Raw genomic sequence first — 26,130 nt, 5'->3', positions numbered from 1 at the left:
ATAAACCAGCATTTCCGAGGAAACCGATCGTGCAACACTTCGTCGATGCCATGCCTCTGCCCGCTGTGGTCATCGGTACGGACGAGCGGGTTTCTGCGGTCAACCGCCAAGCGGCGCAGCTTTTCGGATCGGGGATTTTGGGACGCCATTACATCACCTCGTTTCGCCAGCCGACCCTGCTCGATGCAATCGATCAGATCATGACCGACGGCGCGGCAAGGCGCGCGCGATATCTGTCGACGGAAGCACGGCGCGACAAGACATGGCTTGTTCATCTGGCGCGGATCGAGACGGATGGATCGGTCCTTATGACGTTCGAGGATTTGACGGCAACCGAAGAGGCCGGCGCGATGCGGCGTGACTTCGTAGCCAACGTCAGCCACGAGTTGCGCACGCCTCTGACGGCGCTGATCGGCTTTATCGAAACGTTGCGCGGTGCGGCGAAGAACGACCCGGCTGCACAGGCGCGCTTTCTGGAAATCATGGAATGCGAGGCGGCGCGGATGAACCGACTGGTCGAGGATCTGATGTCGCTTAACCGGGTCGAGGCGACGGAGCGCATGCGTCCGTCCGAAATCGTTGATCTGGCCGGTGTGGTGCGATCGGTCGCGAATGCGCTTGAGCCTTTGGCAAAAGAGCGCGGCATGACCGTGGTGCGCGACACTTTTGATGAGGCGGTCAAGATACCGGGTGATGCGGATCAACTGGCACAGGTGTTCACCAACTTGATCGAAAACGCGCTGAAATATTCGGGGCAGGGCCAAACGGTTTCGCTGCGGCTGGAGAGGGTGGACAACCACCCCATGACTCGCGGTCCGGCGGCAGTTGTGTCGGTGTCGGACACGGGGGCCGGCTTTGATCCGGCACTGATTCCACGCCTGACCGAGCGATTCTACCGAGTCGATAGTCACAGATCGCGCGAACTTGGCGGAACGGGGCTTGGGCTGGCGATTGTGAAGCATATCGTCAACCGCCATCGCGGTCGGTTGCGCATTGAAAGCACGCCCGGACAAGGCGCTGTTTTTACGGTGATTTTACCGGCGGAAATTGCGCAGTAGCGCAGTCATCGCGGGACGGTTTCCCTTTATTTTTCGAATTATTCCACTGTCATGAAACTGTTACACAACTGTCGCAAAAGCTTCAGCAGCACACCATAGGACCGGGGCGAAGACCGCGTGGGGCGGTCGGAAACCTGACTTAGGAGAAAAACCAATGATGAAAGCGAAGCATACCGTTTCGACCATCGCCGTTCTTGCCATTTCCACAACCGCTGCTGCCGCCCGTGATCAGGTGCAGGTCGCCGGTTCCTCGACCGTACTTCCTTACGCATCCATCGTCGCCGAAGCATTCGGTGAGAACTTCGATTTCCCGACCCCGGTTGTTGAATCCGGTGGGTCGTCGGCCGGCCTCAAGCGGTTCTGCGAAGGCGTGGGCGAGAACACCATCGATATCGCGAACGCGTCGCGCAAAATTCGCGAAGGCGAAGTTGCTGCCTGTGCAGATGCAGGCGTCACCGACATCATCGAAGTGCGTATCGGCTATGACGGCATCGTGTTCGCCAGCCAGATCGACGGCCCGGCCTTTACCTCGTTCACCGAAGATCACTGGTACATGGCGCTGGCCGAGCAGGTCTTCATGGACGGCGAAATGAAAGATAACCCGTTCACGATGTGGAACGAGGTCGACTCGAGCCTGCCTGCCGCTGAAATTCAGGCGTTCATTCCCGGCACCAAGCACGGCACACGTGAAGTGTTTGAAGAAAAAGTACTTTTGGTTGGTTGCGAAGCTTCCGGCGCTGTGGAAGGCATGATGAGCGCGGGTCTGAGCGAAGACGACGCGGAAGACGCTTGCATGAGCGTGCGCACCGATGGCCGTTCGGTTGATATCGATGGCGACTATACCGAGACGCTGGCGCGTATCGACGCGAACTCGAACGGTGTCGGCGTCTTCGGCCTGGCGTTTTACGAAAACAATACCGACAAGTTGAAAGTGGCGACGATGTCGGGTGTTGCACCTTCGACCGAGACGATCTCGACCGGCGAATACCCCGTGTCGCGTCCGCTCTATTTCTACATCAAGGCAGCACACATCGGCGTTATTCCTGGCCTGAAGGAATTCGCACAGTTCTTCGTCGCGGATGAGATCGCCGGTCCTGACGGCCCGCTGGCCCAATATGGTCTGGTGTCCGATCCGGTTCTGTCCGAAACTCAGATGATGATCGAAGCCGAAGAGACAATGAGCTCGGGCAGCTGATCTGAACCGCTGATAATCACGGGAGAGGGCGCAGTCGGCGCCCTTTCTCATCTTCACCACTTAAGACCTTGAGGGCGACATGCCGCTGATCTGGCTCATTGCGATCATTCTGGTTCTGGCGGCAGTTGGCTTTGTCATGGGCCGCAGCCGAGCAGTGGCGTCGGCGGGCGGTGACGCGCGCGTGTTGCATTCGCTACCATCATATTATGGCTGGAACGTCGCGCTGACGGTGATCACGCCCGCGTTTGGATTGCTGGTGCTTTGGTTGCTGGTGCAGCCATTGTGGATCGAAAGTCGCGTGTCGTCGCAATTGCCGGACAGCGCGATTTCCGACACATCGACGCGCGGGCTGGTCATGAGCGACGTGCGGCGGGTTTCGGAGGGGCTTGAGGCGCTGGACGCGCCGCTTCTGGCAAGCGAACGCGCGGTGGACGAGGCCTTTCTGAGCGATCTTCGCAATCGTTTGGGCGCGGCAGGTGTGGCGCTTGGCTCGGATATCTCGCCGGAGGTTTTCGTAGCGGCACGGTCCTATCGGAGCCTGTCGTCCTGGGGCGAAACGTTGATGAGCGTGGCGGTTCTGCTGGCGGCACTGGGCGGGTTCGGGGTGTCCTATCTTGTGACGAACAAGGATTTTCGCGCACGCAACACGGTGGAACGTGGCATCCTGACGGTTCTGATCCTGGCGGCGTCGATTGCGATTTTGACGACCGTCGGACTGGTGTTTTCGATGCTTTTCGAGGCTCGAAACTTTTTCGCCGCACATTCGTGGCAGGACTTTTTCTTCGGCACGAAATGGGCGCCGGATTTTCGGGGCAATTCGGAGTTGGCGATCCTGCCCTTGTTGTGGGGAACGCTCTATATTTCGTTCATAGCGCTTTTGGTAGCAGTCCCTGTAGGGTTGTTCGCAGCGATCTACCTTTCGGAATACGCGACCAGCCGCGTGCGGTCTGTCGCCAAGCCTGCGATCGAGGTTCTGGCCGGTATTCCGACGATTGTTTACGGTCTGTTTGCGCTGATTACGGTCGGGCCGATGTTGCGGGATTACTTTGCGCTGCCTTTGGGGCTTGGGCAAAGCTCGTCGTCGGTGCTGACGGCGGGCGTGGTGATGGGGATCATGCTGATTCCTTTCGTCTCGTCTCTGTCTGATGACATCATCAACGCGGTTCCGCAGGCGATGCGCGACGGCTCCTATGGTCTGGGCGCGACGCAATCCGAAACGATCCGGCAAGTCGTCGTGCCTGCGGCCTTGCCGGGGATCGTCGGTGCAATCCTGCTGGCGGCGTCGCGCGCGATTGGCGAAACGATGATCGTCGTGCTGGGGGCAGGGGCGGCGGCGGCGCAGTTCGACCGGGGTCTGGGCGAGTTGGTGAACCCGTTTGAGGCGATGACGACGGTGACGGTCAAGATCGTCAGTCAGTTGACCGGGGACACGGACTTCTCGTCGCCTGAAACGCTTGTGGCCTTCGCGTTGGGCCTGTCGTTGTTCACAATCACACTTGGTTTGAATGTCCTCGCGCTTTGGATTGTGCGCAGATATCGGGAGCAATACGAATGAGCGATATCACGGCAAACTCAGCATCCGGCGCGCCAAGAAAGGGCTCGTTGCTGGTGCAGGACGGGCGCACCCAAAGGCGCAACGCGGCCGAGCGGCGGTTCCAGATCTACGGCATGATTGCGGTCAGCGTGGCTGTGCTGGCGTTGATCTTTCTGCTGACGTCGATTGTCCGCAATGGCATCGGCGCGTTCAGCCAGACCTTCATCACGTTGGACGTGGTTTTGGCGGAAGACAAGCTGGACAAGACCGGCAATCGCGACCGCGACGAGATGGCCAAGGTATCGACCTTTGGCTATGCGCCGTTGATCACCGCCGCCATCGAGGACCGGATCGCGGCCGAGGGAATAGAGATCGAGGGGTTGAGCAAGCCGGTCGATCTGATCTCGAAACAGGCTGCGGCGGATTTGCGTGATTTCGTTCTGGCAAACACGGATCGGGTTGGCGAAACGGTTGAATTCCAGTTTCTCGCATCGGGCCGGATAGACGGATACTACAAGGGCCGCGTGACCATGGCGAGCGCCGAGCTGGACAGCAACGTTACGCCCCAGCAGCTTATGCTGGCCGATGCGCTGAAAGACACGGGCGCGCTGGAGCGGACCTTCAACTGGGGCTTTATCACCTCGCCGGATGCTTCGGAAAACCGACCCGAGGCTTCGGGGCTGGGCGTGGCCATTCTGGGCTCGCTATACATGATGATTGTTGTCCTGGTTCTGGCCTTGCCGATTGGGGTCGCGGCGTCGATCTATCTTGAGGAATTCGCGCCAAAAAATCGGCTGACGGACCTGATCGAGGTGAATATCTCGAACCTTGCCGCCGTGCCGTCGATTGTCTTCGGCATTCTGGGTCTGGCGATCTTCATCAACTTCGCAGGCTTGCCGCAGTCCGCGCCGATTGTTGGTGGTCTGGTGCTGACGCTGATGACATTGCCGACCATCATCATTGCAACGCGTGCTTCCCTGAAGTCTGTGCCGCCGTCAATCCGCGAAGCGGCATTGGGGGTAGGGGCGTCGAAAATGCAGACGGTGTTTCACCATGTTCTGCCGCTGGCCGCCCCTGGTATTCTGACGGGAACCATCATCGGACTGGCGCAGGCTTTGGGGGAAACCGCGCCTCTCTTGCTGATCGGGATGGTCGCCTTTGTGCGCGAATATCCCGGCGCACCGCCCGAAGGCTTTTTCGATCCGGCCTCGGCCTTGCCGGTGCAGATCTATAACTGGACGACCAGATCCGACCCGGCCTTTGTGGAACGGGCCTCAGGCGCTATCATCGTGCTGCTGGTCTTTTTGCTGTTGATGAACCTCATCGCTATCATCCTTCGTCGTCGCTTTGAACGTCGCTGGTAAAGGGGACGGACCGTGAACGACATGCGCATAACAAATCGGACGACGCAAATGAACGATATCAAGATCTCAGCCAGCGGTGTGGACGTCTTTTACGGCGACACGCATGCGATCAAGAATGTCTCGGTCGAGATCGAGGGCAATACCGTGACGGCGTTCATCGGACCGTCGGGGTGCGGGAAATCGACGTTTCTGCGGTGCCTTAACCGAATGAACGACACCATCGATATCGCAAGGGTGACCGGTTCGATCCTGCTGGATGGCGAGGATATTTACGACGCCAAGGTTGATCCGGTGCAGCTTCGCGCCAAGGTCGGTATGGTGTTTCAAAAGCCGAACCCGTTCCCGAAGTCGATCTATGACAATATCGCCTATGGCCCGCGCATACACGGGCTGGCGCGCAACAAGGCCGAGTTGGACGAGATCGTCGAGAAGTCATTGCGGCGCGGTGCGATCTGGGAGGAAGTGAAGGATCGTCTGGACCAGCCCGGCACCGGGCTTTCAGGTGGCCAGCAGCAGCGACTTTGCATTGCGCGCGCGATTGCGACCGAGCCTGAAGTTCTTTTGATGGACGAGCCGTGTTCGGCGCTCGATCCTATTGCCACCGCACAGGTCGAGGAGCTTATCGACGAGTTGAGGCAGCAGTATTCCGTTGTTATCGTTACACATTCCATGCAGCAGGCGGCGCGTGTCAGCCAGAAAACTGCGTTTTTTCACTTGGGCGATCTCGTTGAATATGGCGAGACCGGGCATATTTTCACCAACCCCGAAGACAGCCGAACCGAGAGTTATATCACCGGACGGATCGGGTAGGGGAGCGAGCAGGACATGAACGAAGCACATATCGCATCGGCATTTGACAGAGATCTGGAAGCCCTTCAGGCGACCTTGATGAAGATGGGCGGGATGGTCGAAACCGCCATTCTTGAATCTGCGCGGTCGCTGGAAGATCGCGACATTGAACTGGCCGAGCAGGTCCGCAAGGCCGACAAGGCCATCGACGCGCTGGAAGAACAGGTGAACGAGGAAGCCGCGCGGGTGATTGCCCTGCGTGCGCCGACGGCAGGTGATCTTCGCACGGTTCTGACTGTGATCAAGATCAGCGCGAACCTCGAGCGGTGCGGCGATTACGCCAAGAATTTGGCCAAACGCACGCTGATCCTGGCGGAAACGCCGGACGTGGATGGCACCTCTGCTTCGGTGCGGCGCATGTCACGGGAGGTGCAGTTGATGCTGAACGATGCGCTGGACGCCTATATTCAGCGCGACGAGAAACTGGCGCAGCAGGTCATTCTGCGCGACGAGGACGTGGACCAGATGTACACGGCTTTGTTCCGCGAATTGCTGACCCATATGATGGAAGATCCGCGCAATATCACCGCCTGTATGCACCTGCATTTCATCGGCAAGAACATCGAGCGGATGGGCGATCATGTGACGTCGATCGCTGAACAAGTGGTCTATCTTGTGACCGGCAGCATGCCCGATGATACGCGCCCGAAACAGGACAGGACCGCTTACGTTGCAGAGGGGCTGTGATCCATGTCGACGGGCACGCCCAGCGTTCTGGTTGTTGAAGACGAGGCCGCCCAGCTTGAGGTTCTGACGTATAACCTTGAGGCCGAAGGGTTCGAGGTCACCAAGACCGACAATGGTGACGATGCGATGGTGCTGGTCGATGAAGCGCAACCCGATATCATTCTGCTGGACTGGATGTTGCCGGGGATTTCCGGGATCGAGATTTGTCGGCGTCTGAAAGCAAATAACCGGACGCGGAATGTACCAGTTATTATGTTAAGTGCGCGCAGCGAAGAGGTGGACAAGGTCAGGGGCCTTGAGACGGGTGCGGATGACTACATGGTCAAGCCGTACTCGGTGGTCGAGTTGATGGCGCGGGTGCGCACTCAGTTGCGGCGCACGCGTCCCGGTGCGATTGGCGAGCGTCTGGAGTACGGTGACATCGTGCTGGATGCCGAAACCCATCGTGTGACGCGCAAAGGGGATGCGATTAAGCTGGGGCCGACCGAGTTTCGGCTGCTGAGCACATTCATGGAAAAGCCCGGACGGGTCTGGTCACGCGAGCAATTGCTGGATCGGGTCTGGGGGCGCGACATCTATGTCGATACGCGCACCGTGGATGTCCACATCGGCCGATTGCGCAAGGCGCTGTGCAGCCAAGGTGGGGACGATCCTTTGCGCACGGTGCGCGGTGCCGGGTATGCCTTGGGCTAGTCTTGGCGTGGGAAAAGCGTTTTCGGTTCAAGTGGACTTCGCGCGCGCTGGCATACGATTTGTTCGGACGTGTTATTGCCCAAGCAGAGTTCTGAAAATGCTCAAGTATGATTACCCGGTCGGAAGTCATTGCTGTCGTGCAATTCATACCTCGCACGCGGGTTTCACCAGTGAAGCAGGCAAGCTGATTGCGCGGGCGGAAAAGCGGGATCGTTCGGGGATGTATGAATTCGAGATCACTGGGTTTGAGATTCTTCAGCCGGGTGTGATTTACAGCCAAAGGGGGTGTGCCCAATCCGCCATCTGCAATTCGCATAACCAATATTATGTTAACTACTGGCTATCCTTAAAGTGGCGTGTGCTCAATTCTACATTGATAACGGTTACTTATCCTGCACTCTTCATGCATCGATTTCCGGCCCTTCCGAAGCGCTGGACTTGTTCCTTCTTTGGCACAGCCTTGAGTTAGTCGCTGCTACAAGTAGACTTTTCGTTCTTTTCCCTTGTTTGGCTTTGGTTAACACATCAAGGAATGACTAATGCGCAAAGGAATATACTATGGCTTCGCTTCTGATATTGAATGGTCCCAACCTGAACCTTCTCGGAACGCGCCAGCCCGATGTCTATGGCACGGCGACGCTGGCGGATGTCGAGGTGCTGTGTCGTGATACCGCGGCAGAGTTTGCGCTGGAGATCGACTGTCTGCAATCGAACCACGAAGGTGTTCTGGTCGATGCCATCCACGCTGCGCGCGGTGTCCACAACGGGATCGTGCTGAACGCCGGTGCTTATTCGCATACGTCGATTGCGCTGCATGACGCCATTGTCGGAACCGAAATGGCCGTGGTCGAGGTTCATATCTCGAACATTCACGCTCGCGAGCCGTTTCGCCATCACAGCTTTATCACGCCTGCGGCGGTGGGCATCATATCCGGCGTCGGGATTCAGGGATATGCCTTGGCAATCAGGGCCCTGGCCGAACATCTGAGCGTGCTGTAGCAGTGAATTCCGTATTGCTGAGACTACTTTGCGCGAAATCAGTTGAGGCAACCTGGGCAATCCTTGTCGAGGAGATGGCGCGATACGGGTTTGACCGTCTTCTATATGGAATGACGCGGTTTCGCACGCAGGCATCGCTGGGAAATCCGGCGGACATGCTGATATTGTCCAACCATCCGGATGATTACGTGCGCGCCTTTGTGTCGGAACGGATGTTCGTTTATGCGCCCATGGCGGTCTGGGCTGTCGAAAATGAGGGCGGAATGCCCTGGTCCTATGTCTCCCGGATCGCGGATACTCTGACGAAAGACAATTTCAAAGTGTTGGAGTTGAACAAGGAGTTCGATGTGTTGGCGGGCCTGACAGTGTCGTTTCCGGACCCCTCCCCTCGCCAGAAAGCCGCCATCGGTCTGACGGCGATGTCGGGTCTGAACCAGGGGGATGTCGATGGGATTTGGAAGGACAAGGGCGAGGAAATCGAAATCCTGGCGCATGTTGCGCATCTGAAGCTGGCCTCCCTGCCCGTTCCTGCCGCCCAGCAGCGACTGTCAAAGCGCCAGCGCGAGGCTTTGGAGTGGGTAAGCGAAGGGAAAACGACGCAGGACGCGGCGACAATCATGGGGTTGACGCCCGCGACGGTTGAAAAGCACCTGCGCAAGGCGCGTGAAGCCCTTGAGGTCGAGACCACAGCTCAGGCAATCATGAAAGCGTCGCTTCAGCGGCAGTTCTTTATGTTCGAGGGCTGACGAACAAGGCGTTTCGCGGTCGCTTCACCGGTCTGTCGCGAAAAGAGCTGGCGGTATGGAAAACCATACTTCCCTGACGTCAATTTGGTGGGCATACTACAAGCGTTCCGTGAGTGGAGGCTTTGTCCTTTGGAACGTCCCTCTGTCAACGCTCGTGATATCGGGTGGAACCGTGGGGGGTCGGGTAACCGACGCCGGCCTGCTGGCGTATATTCCGTCAAATGGCCGGCAATTCAACAAGACGAGTGAAGCCTGCGCCAGTTCCTCATCCCCATTGGTCGCGCGCAGGGTGGGTAAGTGTATCAGGCGGAGCAGCGTCCCGGCGGCTCCGCCTTTTTCTTTGGATCAGCCTTTGGCGGCTTTCGCGACTTCTGCGGCGAAGTCTTCTTCCACTTTTTCAATGCCTTCGCCGACTTCGAGCCGGACGAAACCAGTGATCGTTACGCCAGCGGCTTCGGCGGCTTTGCCGACGGTTGTCTTGCCGTCTTCGCTTTTGACGTAGGGCTGATTCAACAACGTGACCTCGGAGAGCCATTTCTGCATCCGTCCACCGATCATCTTTTCGATGACAGCTTCCGGCTTGCCACTCTCGCGGGCGATATCCATCTGGATTTGCTTCTCTTTTTCGACCGTGTCCGCGTCAAGGTCGGCTTCGGACAGGGCTGCCGGGTTGATGGCTGCGATGTGCATGCCAACACCGCGCGCGAATTCGGCATCGTCGCCCGTATAGGCCACGAGAACGCCGATCTTGCCCATGCCTTCGGCGGCGGCATTGTGGATGTAGGTCGCTACATTGTCGCCGGAGAGTTTGGCCATGCGGCGCACGCCCATGTTTTCGCCGATCTTAGCAACCGCGTCGGTCACGACGTCGGCGACGGGCTTGCCGTCGATCTTGGCGGTTTTCAGCGCCTCGATGTCATCAACGGTAGCAGCGACGGATGCGATGCTTGCGACCATCGCCTGGAATTCGGCGTTTTTGGCGACGAAGTCGGTTTCCGAGTTGATCTCGACCGCAACGGCCGTGCCGCCCGATGCGGAAACGCCGACGAGGCCTTCTGCCGCGGTGCGACCAGATTTCTTTTCAGCCTTTGCAAGGCCTTTGGTGCGCAACCAGTCCTGAGCGGCTTCCATGTCGCCGTCGGTTTCGGTCAGCGCCTTTTTGGCGTCCATCATGCCTGCGCCGGATTTCTCGCGCAGCTCTTTCACAAGTGCAGCTGTGATTGCCATTTCGGCTCTCCTCAAATGTAACGGGTGCGGACGCGACTTTCGTCGCGCCCTGATCTGTCTTTGCGGTCTATGCCAGCCTTATTCGGCTTTGGCGTCTGCCGCTGCGTCTTCTGCAGGAGCTTCAGCAGCCGGGGCTGCTTCTGGCTCGATGGCTTCTTCGACGGCTTCTTCCAGCGCGCCGAGGTCAACGCCGGCGGCGCCGAGCTGTGCGCTCATGCCGTCGAGGGCTGCGCGGCTGGCCAGATCGCAGTAAAGCGCAATGGCGCGGGCTGCGTCGTCGTTGCCGGGGATGATGTAATCCACACCATCGGGCGAGCAGTTCGTGTCGACCACAGCCACAACCGGGATGCCGAGCTTTTTGGCTTCGGCGATGGCGAGGTCTTCCTTGTTCACGTCGATGACGAAAATCAGGTCGGGTACGCCGCCCATTTCGCGAATGCCACCAAGCGAGGCCTGCAGTTTGGCCTGCTCGCGCTCCATGCCGAGACGTTCTTTCTTGGTGAGGCCTTCGGCGCCACCTTCCATCTGCTCGTCAATGGCTTTCAGGCGTTTGATCGACTGGGAAACGGTTTTCCAGTTGGTCAGCGTGCCGCCAAGCCAGCGATGGTTCATGTAATACTGTGCGCAACGCTCTGCGGCATCGGCGACGGGCTTTTGTGCCTGACGCTTGGTGCCGACGAACAGAATGCGGCCGTTCTTTGCAACGGTTTCACGGATCACGTTCAGCGCGGCGTCCAGCATTGGGACGGTCTGTGTGAGATCCATGATGTGGATGCCGTTGCGGTCGCCGTAGATGAACTCACCCATCTTGGGGTTCCATCGCTGGGTCTGGTGACCAAAGTGAACGCCAGCTTCCAAAAGCTGACGCATAGTGAATTCAGGGAGCGCCATGTCCAAGGTTCCTTTCCGGTTTCGCGCCTCGGCAGAGCCATCAAGGGATTTCTCCCAACCGGCGGATTGTTCGGGGATTTCTCCCCCGGACGACCCAAGCTCTGCCTGTGAAGTGAGCGCGACTTAGACGGGTTTGGGATGGTTTGCAAGGGGTGTTGTCGACGCCTTCGGCGCCGAGGTGTGCGAAGGGCTTTGCCCCTCGCGCTCCCCAGGATATTTTCCAACAGAAGAAGGGGTGACGCGCGCGGCGGGCTGGGGTAAGTGCTTGGCGCTGAAATTAGGGGACTTCCTGGCATGGCGCGCATTCTGATCACTTCCGCGATACCGTATATCAACGGGATCAAGCATTTGGGCAATCTGGTGGGTTCGCAACTGCCGGCGGACCTTTATGCGCGGTATATGCGCAGCCGCGGGAACGAGGTTTTGTTCCTTTGCGCCACGGATGAGCATGGCACGCCTGCGGAACTGGCGGCGGCGAAGGCCGGCAAGCCCGTGGAGCAGTATTGTGCGGAGATGTGGGCGGTTCAGAAGGACTTGTCGGATGGGTTCGGGTTGTCGTTCGACAAGTTCGGGCGGTCGTCTTCCGAGCAGAACCGTCGCCTGACGCAGCATTTTGCGGGCAGGCTGGCGGATGCGGGTTTGATCGAGGAAGTCGTTGAGTCGCAGGTTTATTCTCATGCGGACGGGCGGTTCTTGCCGGATCGTTATATCGAGGGCACCTGCCCCAACTGCGGCTATGACAAGGCGCGGGGCGATCAGTGTGAGAATTGCACCAAGCAACTGGACCCGACAGACCTTATCGAGCCGAGGTCGGCAATTTCGGGCTCGACCGATCTTGAGGTGCGCGAGACGAAGCATCTCTACCTGAAGCAGCGGTCCTTGCGCGGCGAGTTGCAGGCCTGGATCGACAGCAAGACGGACTGGCCGATCCTGACGACTTCGATTGCCAAGAAGTGGCTGAATGATGGGGACGGTTTGCAGGACCGGGGGATCACACGGGATCTGGACTGGGGCGTGCCGGTGAAGCGCGGTGATCAGCCGTGGCCGGGAATGGAAGACAAAGTGTTTTACGTCTGGTTCGATGCGCCCATTGAATACATTGCCTGTGCGAAGGAATGGACAGATGCACTGGGCCGTCCTGACGACGACTGGGAGCGCTGGTGGCGTACCGACAGGGGCGCGGACGACGTGAAATACGTCCAGTTCATGGGCAAGGACAATGTGCCCTTCCACACGCTGTCCTTCCCGGCAACGATCATCGGCTCGGGTGAGCCATGGAAGCTGGTCGATTACATCAAGTCGTTCAATTACCTGAATTATGATGGCGGGCAGTTTTCGACCTCGCAGGGGCGTGGTGTGTTCATGGATCAGGCGTTGGAGATCCTGCCTGCCGATTATTGGCGCTGGTGGCTTCTCAGCCATGCGCCGGAAAGCTCGGACAGTGAGTTTACCTGGGAGAATTTCCAGGCTTCCGTAAACAAGGATCTGGCAGATGTGCTGGGCAATTTCGTCAGCCGGATCACGAAGTTCTGCCGGTCGAAGTTTGGCGAGGGCGTGCCTTCTGGCGGGGAATGGGGGCCGGATGAAGAGGCGCTGATTGCGCGGCTTGAAGACGGTTTGGCGAAGTATTCGGCGCAGATGGAAGCGATGGAAGTGCGGAAGTCGGCGGCTGAGTTGCGCGCGCTTTGGGTGCTGGGCAATGAGTATTTGCAGTCGGCGGCGCCTTGGGTTGTGTTCAAGGAGGATCCGGACCGCGCGGCGGCGATTGTGCGCTTGGCGTTAAACCTTGTGCGTCTTTATGCGGTGATTTCAGCGCCGTTCATTCCGGATGCGGCGGCGCGGATGCTGAGTTCGATGAACACGCTGGACACGTCTTGGCCCGATGATGTGCGGGCAGCCTTGGGCGCCCTGCCCGCTGGTCACGCCTTTGCCGTGCCGGATGTCTTGTTCCGCAAGATCACCGACGAAGAAGTGGAAGACTGGAAAGCGAAGTTCTCGGGGCGGCGCACTTAAACTACCGCTTGAACCAAATCCGCCGCAAACTTGGCAGGAAATGGCGCTTTTCGCTCAGACCGCCGAGCGTGAGGCTTCTTAGCTGCCCAGGAAGCAGCAATAGGATACCTCATGCGCACCCATGCTCAGGCCGTCGTCATCGGAGGCGGCGTTATCGGATGCTCGATACTCTATCATCTTGCAAAGCTGGGGTGGTCGGATGTGGTCCTGTTGGAGCGATCCGAGTTGACAAGTGGGTCGACGTGGCACGCGGCGGCCAACATCCACGGGCTGCATGACAGCACGAATATCTCGCGGCTTCAGCATTATACGATGAACCTCTATGCCGAGTTGGAGGCTGAAACCGGGCAAAGCTGCGGGGTGTTTCAGCCCGGATCCCTGTATCTGGCGCAAACCGAGGCACGCGAGCATCAACTGCGGCTACAAGAAGCAAAAGCGCGGCGGTATGGGATGAATTTCCATGAGGTGAGCCGGGATGAGGCCGAGCGGTTGCATCCTCTGGTCGATTTCGACGGTATTCGCTGCATCATGTTTGAGCCCGACGGGGGCAACGTGGATCCGTCCGGGGTGACCAATGCTTACGCTGTTGGGGCGCGGCAGCGGGGGGCGGAAATTCATCGCTTTACGCCGGTTATTGCGACGGAGCAGCAGCCGGATGGCAGTTGGATCGTGCGGACCGAAAAGGGCGATATTCGCACGCCTTGGGTGGTGAATGCCGCCGGACTTTGGGCACGCGAAGTCGGCGCGATGGCGGGCGTGGATTTACCACTGTTACCGACCGAGCATCAGTATTTCGTGACCGAGACGATTGCAGAGATCGCCGCGATGGACCGGCGATTGCCGTCTGTGGCGGATCGCGATGGCGAGTATTATCTCCGGCAAGAGGGTCAGGGTCTTTTGGTTGGGGCTTATGAGAAGGACGTCCGGTTCTGGGCGGAAGACGGCACGCCGCAGGGCTTTGGCCATGAGCTGTTTGCCGACGATCTGGAGCGCATCGAAGACAATATGATGCGGGCGATCGACCGGGTGCCTGCCGTGGGCGAGGCCGGGATCAAGCGGGTGATCAACGGGCCGATGATCTGGTCGCCCGATAGCGCGGCCCTGTTCGGGCCGGTGCCCGAGTTGGACGGGTATTTCTGTTGTTGCGGGATTATTCCGGGCTTTTCCCAGAACGGCGGTCTGGGGAGGCTTTCGGCGGAGTGGATGGTGGAAGGCGAGCCGACGCTGGACATGTTTGGGTGGGACATGGCGCGGTACGGCGCATGGGCTGGCAAGGCCTTCACCAAGGCGCGGGTTGGGGATCAGTATGCGAACCGTTTCAAGATCCATTTCCCGAACGAGGAACGCGTGGCCGGGCGACCTGCGCGGGTGCGCCCCGTTTACCAGATGCAAAAGGACATGGGCGCGCATTTCGGGCTGAATTTTGGTTGGGAGCATCCTTTGTGGTTTACAGCTGAAGGGGAACCTGACGCGGAAACCTATGGCTTTACGCGACAGAACTGGTGGGAGCCGGTGGGGCGTGAGGTGAAGATGCTGCGCACGAACGCCGGGATCCTCGATATCTCGAACTTCGCCAAGTATCGCGTGAAGGGTCCGGGGGCCGAGGACTGGCTGAATGCGCTGTTCGCCAACCGGATGCCCCACGAGGTGGGGCGGTCCTGTCTGACGCCTTTGATCGGCAAACGTGGTGGCGTGGCCGGGGATTTCACTGTGACGCGTTTGGACAAGGATGAATTCTGGGTTGTCGGATCCGGCATGGCCGAGCGGTTTCATCTGCGGTTCTTCCGCGCGATCCCCCTGCCCGACGGCACGACGTTCGAAAGTCTCACCGAGAGCATTGCGGGGTTCAATGTCGCGGGGCCGCGGTCGCGCGAGTTGCTTGGGCGCCTGACCAACACGGATTTGGCGAACGAAGGGTTCCCGTTCATGCGCTCGCGGCGGATCAGTGTGGCGGGGGTTGATTGCGTGGCGATCCGGGTATCATTTACTGGCGATCTGGGTTGGGAATTGCATTGCGCCGAGGGCGATCAGGTGGTGCTCTACCGGGCTTTGCTGGACGCCGGAAAAGAGCTTGGAGCGGGGCCCGTTGGCGGGCGCGCCCTGATGTCGATGCGGCTGGAAAAGGGCTATGGGTCCTGGGGGCGCGATTACAGTCCCGAGTATTGGCCGCATGAAAGCGGATTGGGCGGCTTGATCAAACGGGACAAGGATTTCCTCAATAAGGCGGCCTGGGAAGCCATTGCCGACAAGCCCGCGCGCGAAACGATGGTCCTGCTGGAGATTGATGCGCTTGAGGCGGATGCCTCTGGCAGCGAGCCGATTTTTGCAACCGATGGTACGCCGATTGGGCAGGTGTCGTCCGGTGCTTACGGCTATTTCGTCGGGAAATCTCTGGCGCTCGCCTATCTGAAGGCGGGAAGCGCGGCACCTGGAGATACGGTGCATGTGGCGATCCTCGGGCAACCGCACAAGGCGCGGGTGCTGGAAAGACCGCCGTTTGACCCGGATGGGGTGCGGCTTCGCGATAAGGCAGGCTAATCGCGGGCTTGCCAAGCGCGGCTTTGGCGTTCAAACCCACGCCCATGAAAGACGTACTTTGCATCGGGTCGGTCCTTTGGGACGTGATCGGACGGGCCAGCGCGGTGATGCGGGTCGGCTCGGATGTGCCGGGGCGGATTACGCGCATTCCGGGCGGTGTGGCGATGAATATCGCGATGACGTTGCGGCGGTTCGGCGTGCGCCCTGTCTTGCTGACCGCCATCGGTCGCGACGAAGAAGGCGACGAGCTGATCACGGCGGCCGCGCGGTTGGGTATGGAAACCGGGTATGTTTATCGATCGGAGGATTTGCCGACGGACGTCTACATGGCGATCGAGGGCGCGAACGGGTTGATTGCGGCGATTGCGGACGCCCATTCGTTGGAAGCGGCGGATGCGAAAATCCTGACGCCGCTGCGCGATGGCCGTCTGGGCAGCGCGGCCGCGCCTTACGCCGGACAGATCGCGCTTGATGGCAATCTGACCGAAGAACTGCTGCGCGATATCGCCCAAAGCCCCCTGTTTGCAAACGCAGATTTACGGGTGGCTCCGGCGTCGCCGGGAAAGGCCAAGCGTCTGATGCCCCTGCTCGACAGCGCCAATGCGACGATCTACGTCAACCTCGAAGAAGCCGGGCTGCTTTGTAATGCGATGTTCGAAACCGCGCCGGAAGCGGCCGCTGCCTTGCTGCAACGCGGTGCGGCGAGCATTCTGGTCACCGATGGCGGGCGCGCGGCGGCCCATGCGGGTGCGAGTGGCGTTTTGACTGCCACGCCGCCGGAAGTTCTGGTCACGCGTGTGACTGGCGCGGGCGATACGTTCATGGCCGCGCATATGGCGGCCGAAGCGCGCGGGGATGCGCCGGATGTCGCGCTGAACGCGGCTTTGCGCGCCGCTGCCGTATATGTTTCAGGAGATGTTCCATCATGAGTTTGCCACTCGATTTTTCGCCCGAGGTGGCCGAGGCGCGCGCCAGCGGCGCGCCGCTTGTCGCGCTTGAATCGACGATTATCAGTCACGGGATGCCTTATCCGCGCAACATCGAAACCGCGCGCGCCGTCGAACAGATCGTGCGGGACGCTGGTGCGACACCCGCCACGATCGCGGTGATCGACGGTCACTTGAAGATCGGGCTTTCGGACGCCGATCTGGAGCGTCTCGGGGCCAAGGGCAGCCGAGAAGTGATGAAGCTGTCGCGGCGCAATCTGGCCGGGTGCATGGCATCCGGCTCTACTGGGGCGACGACCGTGGCCGCGACGATGATCGCTGCACATCTTGCGGGGATCGAGGTCTTTGCGACGGGCGGCATCGGCGGCGTGCATCGCGGGGCTGAGACGAGTTTCGACATCTCGGCGGATTTGCAGGAATTGGCGCGCACGCCGGTGATCGTCGTGTCCGCAGGTGCGAAGGCGATCCTGGACGTGCCGAAAACGATGGAAGTTCTGGAAACGCTTGGGGTGCCTGTTTCGACGGTGGGTCAAACCCCCTTCCCGGCCTTCTGGTCGCGCTGGCATGGCCAGAAGATCGAAGGCGGTGTCGGGCACGCAACGGCCGAAGGGATCGCGCAGGATTTTGCCATGTCGCGCGCACTTGGCCAGACAACGGGGCATCTTGTGGGCAATCCGATCCCTGAAGCGGACGAGATCCCGCTGGACGTCATAAACCCCGTTATTGACCGGGCGATTGCGGATGCGGAACGAAACGGAATGTCCGGGGCGCTGAACACGCCTTATGTGCTGCAACGGATTTTCGAGCTGACCGAGGGTCGCTCGCTTGAGGCGAATATCGCGCTTGTGCTCAATAATGCACGTCTTGCCAGTGAAATCGCCGATTACCTTGCCAAGCAGGACAGAAACGGTTGATTTGCGTCCTGCCCCATTGATGCGCCTGAATTGCGCGCTTAGGTTACGATGAGAAACGTGGAAAACGTCCTATGAGCACACCTTTCGACGATAATTCCGAACCGACGCGTCCCAAGCGGGGGATGTTCTCGAACTTTCGGTCGTCATTTCTGACCGGACTTGTTGTGGTCGCGCCAATAGCGCTGACCCTTTGGCTGATCTGGACCGTCGCGGGTTGGGTCGATGGCTGGGTACTGCCGTTCGTGCCGCTTTGGCTGCGCCCCGACCAATACATCGGCCTCAATATCCGCGGCGTGGGTGTGGTGGTCTTTCTGATTTTCACCGTGCTTGTCGGATGGGTTGCCAAGGGGTTGATCGGACGGTCGCTGCTCAATTGGGCCGAGGGGCTGGTGCAGGGACTTCCCGTGGTAAGATCGATCTATAATGGATTGAAACAAATAGCAGAAACGGTTTTCGCGCAGTCCGAAACCAGCTTTGATACAGCCTGTCTGGTGGAGTATCCGCGCAAGGGCATCTGGGCGATTGCCTTTATTTCGACCTCGGCCAAAGGTGAAATCGACGGCAAGATCGAGGGCGACGATGCCAAGACGGCGGTGTTCCTGCCGACCACGCCCAACCCGACCTCGGGTTTCTTGCTGTTCCTGCCGAAGAAGGACGTTATCAAGCTGGATATGTCGGTCGAAGATGCGGCGAAACTGGTGATTTCGGCGGGTCTTGTTTACCCCAACGACAAAAGCGAAGCACCGACCCCGATCGGAGAAGTGCGCCAGCCACCCGCGCGGGCCTCTTGAACTTGCAGGGCGCGATTGTATCGTGATCGCGAGTTGAAATTCGGGGCAAGATCGACATGCAAAGCCGTATTCTGAATGTGAACCCCTTGGTGGCGGTGTTTGACGGCGTGTTCGGTCAGGACGTGGCCGACGCGGCAATTGCGGCGGGCAAGGACCGCCTTGCTCGACCGACCTATGGTACTGAGCAGGGCCGCGTTGTCGGCGAAAAGCGCACGCATCAGGCGGCCATCGTCGATCAGTGGAGCGATCCCTTGCTGACCGATCTGATGACGCGCATTTCCGCTATCGTGCGCCTGCCACCTGAACACGCCGAGACGTCAAAACTGATCCGGTATGAGGGCGAGCAATTGTTCGACGTTCATTTCGATGGCTACGACGAACACGGCGCCACGCGCGAGGATTTCATGAAGGGCGGACAGCGGCTGTTCACAAGCATCTGTTATCTCAACGATATCGAGGACGAAGGCCAGACGGCATTTCCGAACCTGAAGATTGCTGTGCGGCCAAAGCTTGGGCGGGTTTTGTTGTTTGCAAACAATCTCTTGGGTTCGAACGAGGTGCATCCCGACAGCGCGCATGTCGGGTTTGGTCCCACGTCCGGCATGAAGTGGGTTCTGACAGTGTGGTGGCGCGAGCACCATTTCCATATTCCTCGCAGCTACCCCCCTGCGGACGGCGATTTTTTGGTGTATTAGGCCTTAACGCTTGGGACGTCCCAGTTCCGATAGGGAAAACAGATGAACTACCTGAAACCAGCCGCCGTTGCCGTCGCCAGCATTTCGATGTCAACCGCGCCCTTGCACGCGGGCGGTGTCGCGCAGCCGTTGATGGAGCCCGAAGTGATCGTCGCCGAGTCCGCCGCCGCGTCGTCGGGCGGATTTGTCGTGCCGTTGCTGTTGCTTGTGATCCTTGCCGCGGCGGCCAGTTCGTCCGGTGGAAGCAGTGTTCCGCGCGAATAGGCGGCGCGACTTTATTCGTACATTTCAGCGAGATCGACGCTTGAGGCGACACCGATTTTGTCTCGGTGCTGATCCAGAAAGGCGTCGGCTGCGGTGCGACCTGCGTCTCTGAGTTCGAAAATGACGCCCGGTGTCGGCAGCATCTTTGACGCAACGCCGAGGTCGGTCATCAACACATCATCCGCGATCATGTGAACATGCACACGTTTCAACGCATCTGGCGCGACGTTTCCTTCTGCCAGAAGGCGTTGGGCGAAATTGATGGCGCGCAATTCGCGCAGCAGCGATGAATTGAAGCTGATTTCGTTGATGCGGTTCAGGATTTCGCGTGGTTCTTTCGGGGTGCCGGGGCGTACGAGCGGGTTGATATTGACCACGACGATGTCGCTTGGCAGGTCTTTTGCAAACAGCGGGAACAGCGCCGGGTTGCCGGTATATCCACCGTCCCAGTAGGGTACGCCTTCGATCTCGACGGCCTGAAAAAGCGTCGGCAAACAGGCCGAGGCGAGAATGGATTTGGTGTTGATCTCGTCGCCGGAAAACACCTTCACCTTACCGGTTTCCACATTTGTCGCACAGACGAAGAAGGCAGGACCCGCATCCGCGCAGACGGCTTCATAGCGAAACCGCGAGGCGATTTTTTCGAGCGGATTGCGATAGAACGGACCATAGAGATAGGGCGAAAACACCCGGCTGGCCGCGTCGGCCATGTTGAATGGCACCGAGTATTCAAGGGCCTGGCTGATCGTACCCGCGGACGGCCCCATCCCGGCCATCCAGCCGGAGAGACGCAAATCTCCAAGTGAGCCGATACGCCCCCATAGCCAGCTGAGATTTTCGCGCGCGCCTTCACGCCCGCCCGTCAACAGACCGGCTTTCAGGGCGGCGCCGTTCAAAGCACCTGCCGAGGTGCCCGAAATGCCGGCGATTTCGATCTCGTCGTCTTCCAGAATGCGGTCCAAGACACCCCAGGTGAACGCCCCGTGTGCGCCGCCGCCCTGAAGCGCGAGATTGATCTTTCTGGTCAAGACCGCGCCTTACTGCGAGGTCCAGCCGCCGTCGGCAGCGATGCTGGTTCCTGTGATCTGTGCGGCGGCGTCCGAGCAGAGAAACGTCACGATCCCGGCCAGTTGCTCGACCGTGACGAATTCCTTGGACGGCTGTTTGGCAAGGATGACCTTCTCGATCGCTTCATCTTCCGAGATGTTGTATTCCTTCGCGGTGCTTGGGATTTGCTTTTCGACCATCGGGGTCAGGACGTAGCCCGGGCAGATGGCGTTTGCGGTGATTGGCTCCTTGGCGGTTTCAAGAGCGACGACCTTGGTCATGCCGACCACGCCGTGTTTCGCTGTGACATAGGCCGATTTGAACGGGCTGGCGCGCAAGCCGTGGGCCGAGGCGATATTGATCACCCTGCCCCATCCCGCCTTACGCATCATTGGTAAGGCAGCGGCTGAGGTGTGGAAGGCCGAGGACATGTTAATCGCTATGATCGCGTCCCATTTGTCGGTCGGGAAATCCTGGATCGGCGCGACGTGCTGGATGCCGGCGTTGTTGATCAGGATATCGCACGCGCCGGCCTTTTCGATCAGCGCGCGGCAGTCGTCGCCTTTGGACATGTCGGCGCTGATATAGCGGGCTTCGACCCCATGTTCGGCAGCGATATCCGCTGCCAGTTTGTGATCGGCGTCGTCATCAGTGAAGGAGTTCAGCACGACATTCACGCCGATCTTGGCAAGTTCCTGCGCGATGCCCAGGCCGATGCCTGAGTTTGACCCGGTGATGACGGCGGTTTTTCCTTTAAGGGACATGACGTGGCTCCTCTATTTCGCTCGCGCGGCATATGTTTTGCAGCGCAGCATAGGCCTGCGGGCCGCAATACACCACTTAGAAATCGCGGTTGGAATAGGCATCGAGCGCGCGGGCGCGGCCGTCTTCGAGCGAGACAACTGGCTTGGGGTAATCCGCTTCGGGCGACATATCCCAGCTTTCCGGGATAGCATCGAAGTAGGACAGCGCGGTGTCCGAAGGTTTGGCCTTGCCCTCGGCGATCCAGGCTTTCTCGTAAGCACGGTTTTCGTCGAATTTGTCGAGTTGGGTGACCGGGTTGAAGACGCGAAAATAGGGTGCCGCGTCCGGGCCGGATCCTGCGGTCCATTGCCAGCCCATCGCGTTCGACGCCGGATCCCAGTCGGTCAGACAGTCTTCGAACCACCGCTGGCCGATCTTCCAGTGGGTCATCAGGTGTTTCGTCAGGTAGCTGGCCACGATCATGCGGGCGCGGTTGTGCATTTGCCCCGTCACATACATCTCGCGCATGGCAGCGTCGACGAAGCGGATGCCCGTGCGGCCTTGTTTCCAAGCTTGAACTTCGGGTGTGCCTTCGTCCTCGTTCCAGGGAAACCCGTCCCAGCCTTCGCGCCAGTTGTCGTTAACGATGTGCGGTGTGTGCCAGATCAGGTGATAGGCAAATTCGCGCCAGACGACTTCCTTGACGAAGTGTTCGGCGCCCTTCTTGCCTTCGTCCATCGCGCGATGGCCCGCGTGCCACAGGGTGCGCGCGCTGATCTCGCCCCATGCGAGGTTTTCGCTGAGGCCCGAGGTGGCGTCTTCGCCGGGGAAGTCGCGGCGGGCTTTGTAGGCGTCGATTTTTTCGTCGACGAACAGGTGCAGACGGTCAAGAGCAGCCTGTTCCCCGAGGCGGAGATGTTTGACAGTGACGTCAGCGCCGCGGTTCATGGCGGCAGCGAGGTTCCAGTCGGCGGGGTCGTCTGATGCGGGCCATGCGTCGGGTGCGGGAATTGATTTCGGGGCCTTCAGCGGTTCGCTGATCTGGGTGTCTTTGACCGCGCGCCAGAACGGCGAATAGACGCGATAAAACCCGCCGGTCTTGGTTTCAACCTTCCAGGGTTCGAACAGCAGATGCGCCGAGACGCTTGCCGCGTCGATGCCGTTGTCGCTGAGGGCGGCTTTTACGTCCTTGTCGCGGGCAATCTGATCGGGGTCATAGGCCCTGCCCCAGCGGATCGCCTTCGCGCCTGTCTCTTCGATCAGATCGCGCAACACATCGAGCGCCTTGCCGCGCCGGAAGATCAGTTTCGAGCCCAGACTTTCCAGCGTTTCGGCAAATGTCCCGGCGCCCAGCCCGAACCGCCAGAGCGGACAGGCACCATAAGTTTCAAATACCTCGTCCAGAATAAATACGGGGATAATCGGGCGATCCATGTCGATACAGGCCTGAAGCACGGGATTGTCGTGCAGGCGCAATTCGCGTCGCACCCACCAGATGACCGGGGTTTTGTCTGCCATGAAGTCCTCGTTCAGATCACAAGACGTGATCTAGGGCCGATATCAGCCGGTCAAGTTCGCTGTCCGAAGTGTAGTGCGTGAATGAGACCCGCAACAGGCCGTGCGCGGGGTCGATGCCCATGGCTTTCAAGGGCCGCGGGGAATAGAAATCCCCTCCGCCTGCGTTGATATTGTGGGTTGCCAGATCGTTGGCGATGTTCTCGCCGGGGCGATTGGCCAGAATTCCGACAGTGGGGGCGCGTTTTCCAGCATCTTTTGGGCCTATCACCTTTAGGGAATTTTTTGATCCCAAAAAGTCAAGCAGTGGCTCCAAGAGTTCGATCTCTCGGGCGCGCATCGCGTCATGAACCGCCGATGCGCGTCCGGCCGCGTTGGTTTGCGGACCATCGAGAGCAGCATAAAGTGTATCGACATAGTCGGCCATTCCGGCGCAGGCCGCGACTTGTGCGTGGTCGTCACCGGCAGGCGCAAAACGTTTGTAGAGAGCGCCTTTGTTGAAGTCGTGACATTGTGGCGGAAGCACCTCGCCGAGTTCGCGGCGCATGACCATAATACCCTGATGCGGACCGTAGGTTTTGTAGGCCGAAAACATATAGATGTCGCAGCCAAGCTCGGTCACGTTCGGAAAACCATGCGGTGCATAGCTGACACCGTCGACGCAAGTTGCAACGCCTTCGGCCTTGGACTGTCGGACGATGGCGGCGACGTCGTTGATCTCGCCGATGACATTCGAGCAATGCGGAAAACACAAAAGCCGCGCGCCCTTCAGCAGTGGTGCGAGGCTTTCAGGGTCAAGATGTCCGGTGTCAGCGTCAATCTGCCATTCGCGCACCTCAATTCCTGATTGCGCCAGTCGCCGCCAAGCGCCGGTGTTGGCCTCGTGGTCCTGATTGGTCACGATAATTGCGTCACCCGGTTCGAGCCATTCCCGAAACGCCTGCGCAAGAACGTAAACGTTCTGCGTTGTTGAGGGGCCAAACGCGATTTCGTCGGGGTCGACACCCAGCATGCCCGACAAACGTTTACGTGCTTCGTCCATTTCTTCGCCTCCGACGCGACTTGCGGGGAAGGCCCAAAAAGGCTGGACTTTGCGTTCGCGGTAGAAGCGTTCAAGGCGTTCGGTCACGAATTTGCACGGGTACGACCCACCGGCGCTTTCAAAAAACGCCTGGTCCGCAAGAGAAGGGTCTTGGAATGCGGGAAATAGGGAGCGAACGAGGTCCGAGTCGAGGTTTTTCAACGGTCAGGCTTTCAGTTGGGCGATCTTGAAAGGTCACAATGGCGGCTGCGGCCGGCGAGCGCAACGCAGAGCCGGAATGACGTTGCGCCGTCCATTGGCCCGGCACCTTTCGGACCTATTGACGCGAAAAAAGGAAATAGAGTCGCTTGTGAGGTCTGAGTGATCCGCTTTCGCCGACTACGCTTTTCGTCTATAGAGATTTTACAACAACATCTTTCAGCATCGACTTTTTCGCTATTCGCGCGTCGATGAAATGAAATCATGGGAGGGACAACAAAGTGCCAGTAAAACCACCGGTAACCGATCTGCCGATACGCGTCGCAGAATCCGGTTTCTATAAAGGCTTCACCAAGGATGTGACCATCACCGCAAAGCTTGCGGTTGGGGGGTTGATCCTGTGGGCCATCGCGTTTCCTGATCAGGCGGCGAGCGTACTTGGCGCGCTCAACTCCACCATTCTTGCGACCTTCAGCTTTTGGTATGTCTATGTGATGGCCTTCTTCGTCATCCTGTGTTTTGCGCTGGCGCTTTGGCCGACGGCGGGACGCCTGAAACTGGGTCTGGACTCCGACAAACCCGAGTTCTCGAATTTCTCGTGGTTCTCCATGATGTTCGGGGCCGGTATTGGTATCGGCATGCTGACATTTGCGACGGCCGAGCCGATCTACCACTTCGGTACAAACCCAAGCACAATTCAGGGCCTGACCGAAGGCAGCACGGCCGGAAACGTCCGTGACGCCTATATTTGGTCGTTCACGCACTGGGGACTGGCGGCATGGGCGTCTTATGCCATCGTAGGACTGGCTTTAGCCTATTTCTCATATCGCCGCGGCCTGCCTTTGACGATCCGTTCGGCCTTGACGCCGATCTTTGGAAAGAAGCTGTCGGGTCCGGTTGGACACACGGTGGACGTGGTTGCGGTTGTAGCCACAGTACTGGGTGTGTCACAGACTCTCGGCTTCGGTGTCGAGCAGTTCGTCTCTGGTCTGGTGCGCATCGGATTTGGAGACTGGTTGCAGTCAACGGCAGCGGATGGGTCTGTAAGTTCGTCCACGGCGGGTATCATCGTGGCCCTCCTCGTGATCATGGGCGCTTCGACATTGTCTGCGCTTTCGGGCGTAGGCAAAGGCATCAAGTGGCTGTCAAACATCAACATGGGACTGAGTTTCTTCGTGCTGATTTTCTTTCTGTTGTTTGGTTCGACGTTCTTCGGTCTGACGGCATTGTTCGTCGGCATCTGGGACTATCTCGTTTCAATTCCAGGCAACATCTTTACTGTTTGGGCCCCTGTCGCGGCTGATACCTTCGCGGCGACTGCGCCGGCATCGATCCAGGCCTTGCCTGCCGATGAACTGGCCAGCGTCTACGATGCGGCCAAGAGCCCATGGGGAACACTTCAGTCCTTTACGGAAGGCTTGCCTGCGTCTGCAGCAGCCCTGCCACCCGCCGATATCGCAGCAGCCTATGCCGCTGCGACAGAAGGACGTCTGTCCGGATGGCAAGGGGCCTGGACGATCTTCTACTGGGCCTGGTGGATTGCTTTTGCTCCGTTCGTTGGCGTGTTTCTTGCACGTATCTCAAAGGGCCGCACAATCCGCGAGTACGTCCTTGGTGCAATGATCATCCCGGCGCTGATGTGCTTTGTGTGGTTCGCACTTGTGGGCGGCACAGCGATCGATCTGGAACTCAACGGTGGCGCGGATGGCGCGATCACAGGTGTAGGTCAGGCGGATCAGCTCTTTGCGATGCTGGCCGTCATGCTGAGCGAGGGTCTGGCTTACGCCATGTCGGTTCTGGTGGTGATCCTGCTGCTGACATACCTTGTGACGTCGGCGGACAGCGCGGTTCTGATCATCAACACGATCAATGCCGCTGGTGACGAAGGCCCGAAGGCGCGTCCTCATATCCTGTTTTGGGGCGCGGCTCTGGCACTGGTCGTGGGTGGTTTGATCATCGCAGGTGGTCTGGGTGCAATCCAGACAGCCATGGTCATCGGAGCCCTGCCGTTCAGCCTTGTGATGGTCCTGATGGGGATCGCGCTGATCAAGGCGATCTGGCGTGACGGGATGCGTCAAAAGCACGGTCTGGCGACGACCCACGTGGACGATGCGCCGACAGAAGGTGTGCCGGCCGAATAACGTCCAACGGACACAACACACAGGGACCCTGCCGCGTC

23 protein-coding genes are annotated in these 26,130 nt (G+C 59.2%); 17 read left to right on the top strand and 6 right to left on the bottom strand.

Annotated elements, in window-relative coordinates; translation table 11 throughout:
* The first annotated feature begins 29 nt into the window (after window positions 1-29).
* From BOA8489_RS01435 to BOA8489_RS01390, 9 genes are all read left to right on the top strand, one after another.
* Complete coding sequence (locus BOA8489_RS01435) at window positions 30-1,058, top strand: ATP-binding protein (protein WP_306345737.1); 1,029 nt, start codon at window positions 30-32, stop codon at window positions 1,056-1,058.
* Window positions 1,059-1,212: 154 nt separating this feature from the next.
* The gene (locus BOA8489_RS01430) at window positions 1,213-2,253 is read left to right on the top strand and encodes a substrate-binding domain-containing protein (RefSeq protein ID WP_093972189.1); all 1,041 of its coding nucleotides are present in this window, start codon (window positions 1,213-1,215) and stop codon (window positions 2,251-2,253) included.
* Window positions 2,254-2,332: 79 nt separating this feature from the next.
* Entirely contained in the window at window positions 2,333-3,808 is a 1,476-nt protein-coding gene (gene pstC, locus BOA8489_RS01425) for a phosphate ABC transporter permease subunit PstC (protein ID WP_093972188.1), read from the top strand.
* Window positions 3,805-5,151 carry a phosphate ABC transporter permease PstA gene (pstA, locus tag BOA8489_RS01420; protein WP_093972187.1) on the top strand — a complete coding sequence of 449 codons (1,347 nt, stop codon included), beginning with the start codon at window positions 3,805-3,807 and terminating at the stop codon, window positions 5,149-5,151. Before pstC ends, pstA begins: the two co-directional genes overlap by 4 nt.
* Before the next feature lie 48 nt (window positions 5,152-5,199).
* On the top strand, window positions 5,200-5,961 hold the full coding sequence (gene pstB / locus BOA8489_RS01415; RefSeq protein ID WP_245813620.1) for a phosphate ABC transporter ATP-binding protein PstB: 762 nt from the start codon (window positions 5,200-5,202) through the stop codon (window positions 5,959-5,961).
* Window positions 5,962-5,976: 15 nt separating this feature from the next.
* On the top strand, window positions 5,977-6,687 hold the full coding sequence (phoU, locus tag BOA8489_RS01410; protein WP_093972185.1) for a phosphate signaling complex protein PhoU: 711 nt from the start codon (window positions 5,977-5,979) through the stop codon (window positions 6,685-6,687).
* Window positions 6,688-6,690: 3 nt separating this feature from the next.
* Window positions 6,691-7,380 carry a phosphate regulon transcriptional regulator PhoB gene (gene phoB, locus BOA8489_RS01405; protein ID WP_093972184.1) on the top strand — a complete coding sequence of 230 codons (690 nt, stop codon included), beginning with the start codon at window positions 6,691-6,693 and terminating at the stop codon, window positions 7,378-7,380.
* Window positions 7,381-7,938: 558 nt separating this feature from the next.
* On the top strand, window positions 7,939-8,379 hold the full coding sequence (aroQ, locus tag BOA8489_RS01395; protein WP_093972182.1) for a type II 3-dehydroquinate dehydratase: 441 nt from the start codon (window positions 7,939-7,941) through the stop codon (window positions 8,377-8,379).
* A 14-nt stretch (window positions 8,380-8,393) separates the two neighbouring features.
* Entirely contained in the window at window positions 8,394-9,125 is a 732-nt protein-coding gene (locus BOA8489_RS01390) for a LuxR family transcriptional regulator (protein ID WP_245813619.1), read from the top strand.
* A gap of 345 nt (window positions 9,126-9,470) precedes the next feature.
* Here the strand turns inward: BOA8489_RS01390 and tsf are convergent, their stop codons facing one another.
* Together tsf and rpsB are read right to left on the bottom strand one after the other, a co-directional pair.
* A complete protein-coding gene (gene tsf, locus BOA8489_RS01385; RefSeq protein ID WP_093972181.1) occupies window positions 9,471-10,352 on the bottom strand; it encodes a translation elongation factor Ts in 882 nt (293 codons plus the stop codon).
* Window positions 10,353-10,430: 78 nt separating this feature from the next.
* Window positions 10,431-11,243 carry a 30S ribosomal protein S2 gene (gene rpsB / locus BOA8489_RS01380; RefSeq protein WP_093972180.1) on the bottom strand — a complete coding sequence of 271 codons (813 nt, stop codon included), beginning with the start codon at window positions 11,241-11,243 and terminating at the stop codon, window positions 10,431-10,433.
* A gap of 294 nt (window positions 11,244-11,537) precedes the next feature.
* On the opposite strand from rpsB, the gene metG reads away from it, so the two are divergent.
* The 7 genes from metG (at window position 11,538) to BOA8489_RS01345 (ending at window position 19,405) form a co-directional block, all read left to right on the top strand.
* Window positions 11,538-13,256, top strand: coding sequence for a methionine--tRNA ligase (metG, locus tag BOA8489_RS01375; RefSeq protein ID WP_093972179.1), 1,719 nt, complete (start codon window positions 11,538-11,540; stop codon window positions 13,254-13,256).
* 111 nt (window positions 13,257-13,367) lie between these two features.
* Complete coding sequence (locus BOA8489_RS01370; protein ID WP_093972178.1) at window positions 13,368-15,794, top strand: GcvT family protein; 2,427 nt, start codon at window positions 13,368-13,370, stop codon at window positions 15,792-15,794.
* A gap of 44 nt (window positions 15,795-15,838) precedes the next feature.
* Window positions 15,839-16,723: a PfkB family carbohydrate kinase gene (locus BOA8489_RS01365; protein WP_093972177.1), complete on the top strand. Its 885-nt coding sequence runs from the start codon at window positions 15,839-15,841 to the stop codon at window positions 16,721-16,723.
* Window positions 16,720-17,655 (top strand): pseudouridine-5'-phosphate glycosidase, encoded by a 936-nt coding sequence (locus BOA8489_RS01360; RefSeq protein ID WP_093972176.1) that lies wholly within the window; start codon window positions 16,720-16,722, stop codon window positions 17,653-17,655. Before BOA8489_RS01365 ends, BOA8489_RS01360 begins: the two co-directional genes overlap by 4 nt.
* Window positions 17,656-17,726: 71 nt before the next feature.
* Window positions 17,727-18,446 (top strand): DUF502 domain-containing protein, encoded by a 720-nt coding sequence (locus BOA8489_RS01355; protein ID WP_093972175.1) that lies wholly within the window; start codon window positions 17,727-17,729, stop codon window positions 18,444-18,446.
* Between the two features lie 56 nt (window positions 18,447-18,502).
* Complete coding sequence (locus BOA8489_RS01350; RefSeq protein ID WP_093972174.1) at window positions 18,503-19,141, top strand: 2OG-Fe(II) oxygenase; 639 nt, start codon at window positions 18,503-18,505, stop codon at window positions 19,139-19,141.
* Window positions 19,142-19,183: 42 nt separating this feature from the next.
* Window positions 19,184-19,405: a hypothetical protein gene (locus BOA8489_RS01345; RefSeq protein WP_093972173.1), complete on the top strand. Its 222-nt coding sequence runs from the start codon at window positions 19,184-19,186 to the stop codon at window positions 19,403-19,405.
* Window positions 19,406-19,416: 11 nt separating this feature from the next.
* Here the strand turns inward: BOA8489_RS01345 and BOA8489_RS01340 are convergent, their stop codons facing one another.
* From BOA8489_RS01340 to BOA8489_RS01325, 4 genes are all read right to left on the bottom strand, one after another.
* The gene (locus tag BOA8489_RS01340; protein ID WP_093972172.1) at window positions 19,417-20,433 is read right to left on the bottom strand and encodes a patatin-like phospholipase family protein; all 1,017 of its coding nucleotides are present in this window, start codon (window positions 20,431-20,433) and stop codon (window positions 19,417-19,419) included.
* A 9-nt stretch (window positions 20,434-20,442) separates the two neighbouring features.
* Window positions 20,443-21,216: a 3-hydroxybutyrate dehydrogenase gene (locus BOA8489_RS01335; protein WP_093972171.1), complete on the bottom strand. Its 774-nt coding sequence runs from the start codon at window positions 21,214-21,216 to the stop codon at window positions 20,443-20,445.
* Window positions 21,217-21,292: 76 nt separating this feature from the next.
* Complete coding sequence (locus tag BOA8489_RS01330) at window positions 21,293-22,714, bottom strand: cryptochrome/photolyase family protein (protein ID WP_093972170.1); 1,422 nt, start codon at window positions 22,712-22,714, stop codon at window positions 21,293-21,295.
* Window positions 22,715-22,730: 16 nt separating this feature from the next.
* Window positions 22,731-23,954, bottom strand: coding sequence for an aminotransferase class V-fold PLP-dependent enzyme (locus BOA8489_RS01325; RefSeq protein WP_093972169.1), 1,224 nt, complete (start codon window positions 23,952-23,954; stop codon window positions 22,731-22,733).
* A gap of 278 nt (window positions 23,955-24,232) precedes the next feature.
* Between BOA8489_RS01325 and BOA8489_RS01320 the strand changes: the two genes are divergently transcribed.
* Window positions 24,233-26,092 carry a BCCT family transporter gene (locus BOA8489_RS01320; RefSeq protein WP_217897923.1) on the top strand — a complete coding sequence of 620 codons (1,860 nt, stop codon included), beginning with the start codon at window positions 24,233-24,235 and terminating at the stop codon, window positions 26,090-26,092.
* The last annotated feature ends 38 nt before the right edge of the window (window positions 26,093-26,130 follow it).

Source organism: Boseongicola aestuarii (assembly GCF_900184815.1).
In the GTDB taxonomy this organism is placed as follows: domain Bacteria; phylum Pseudomonadota; class Alphaproteobacteria; order Rhodobacterales; family Rhodobacteraceae; genus Boseongicola; species Boseongicola aestuarii.
Note: the sequence above shows the minus strand (reverse complement) of the source record. Positions and strands in the feature narration are given on the sequence as shown.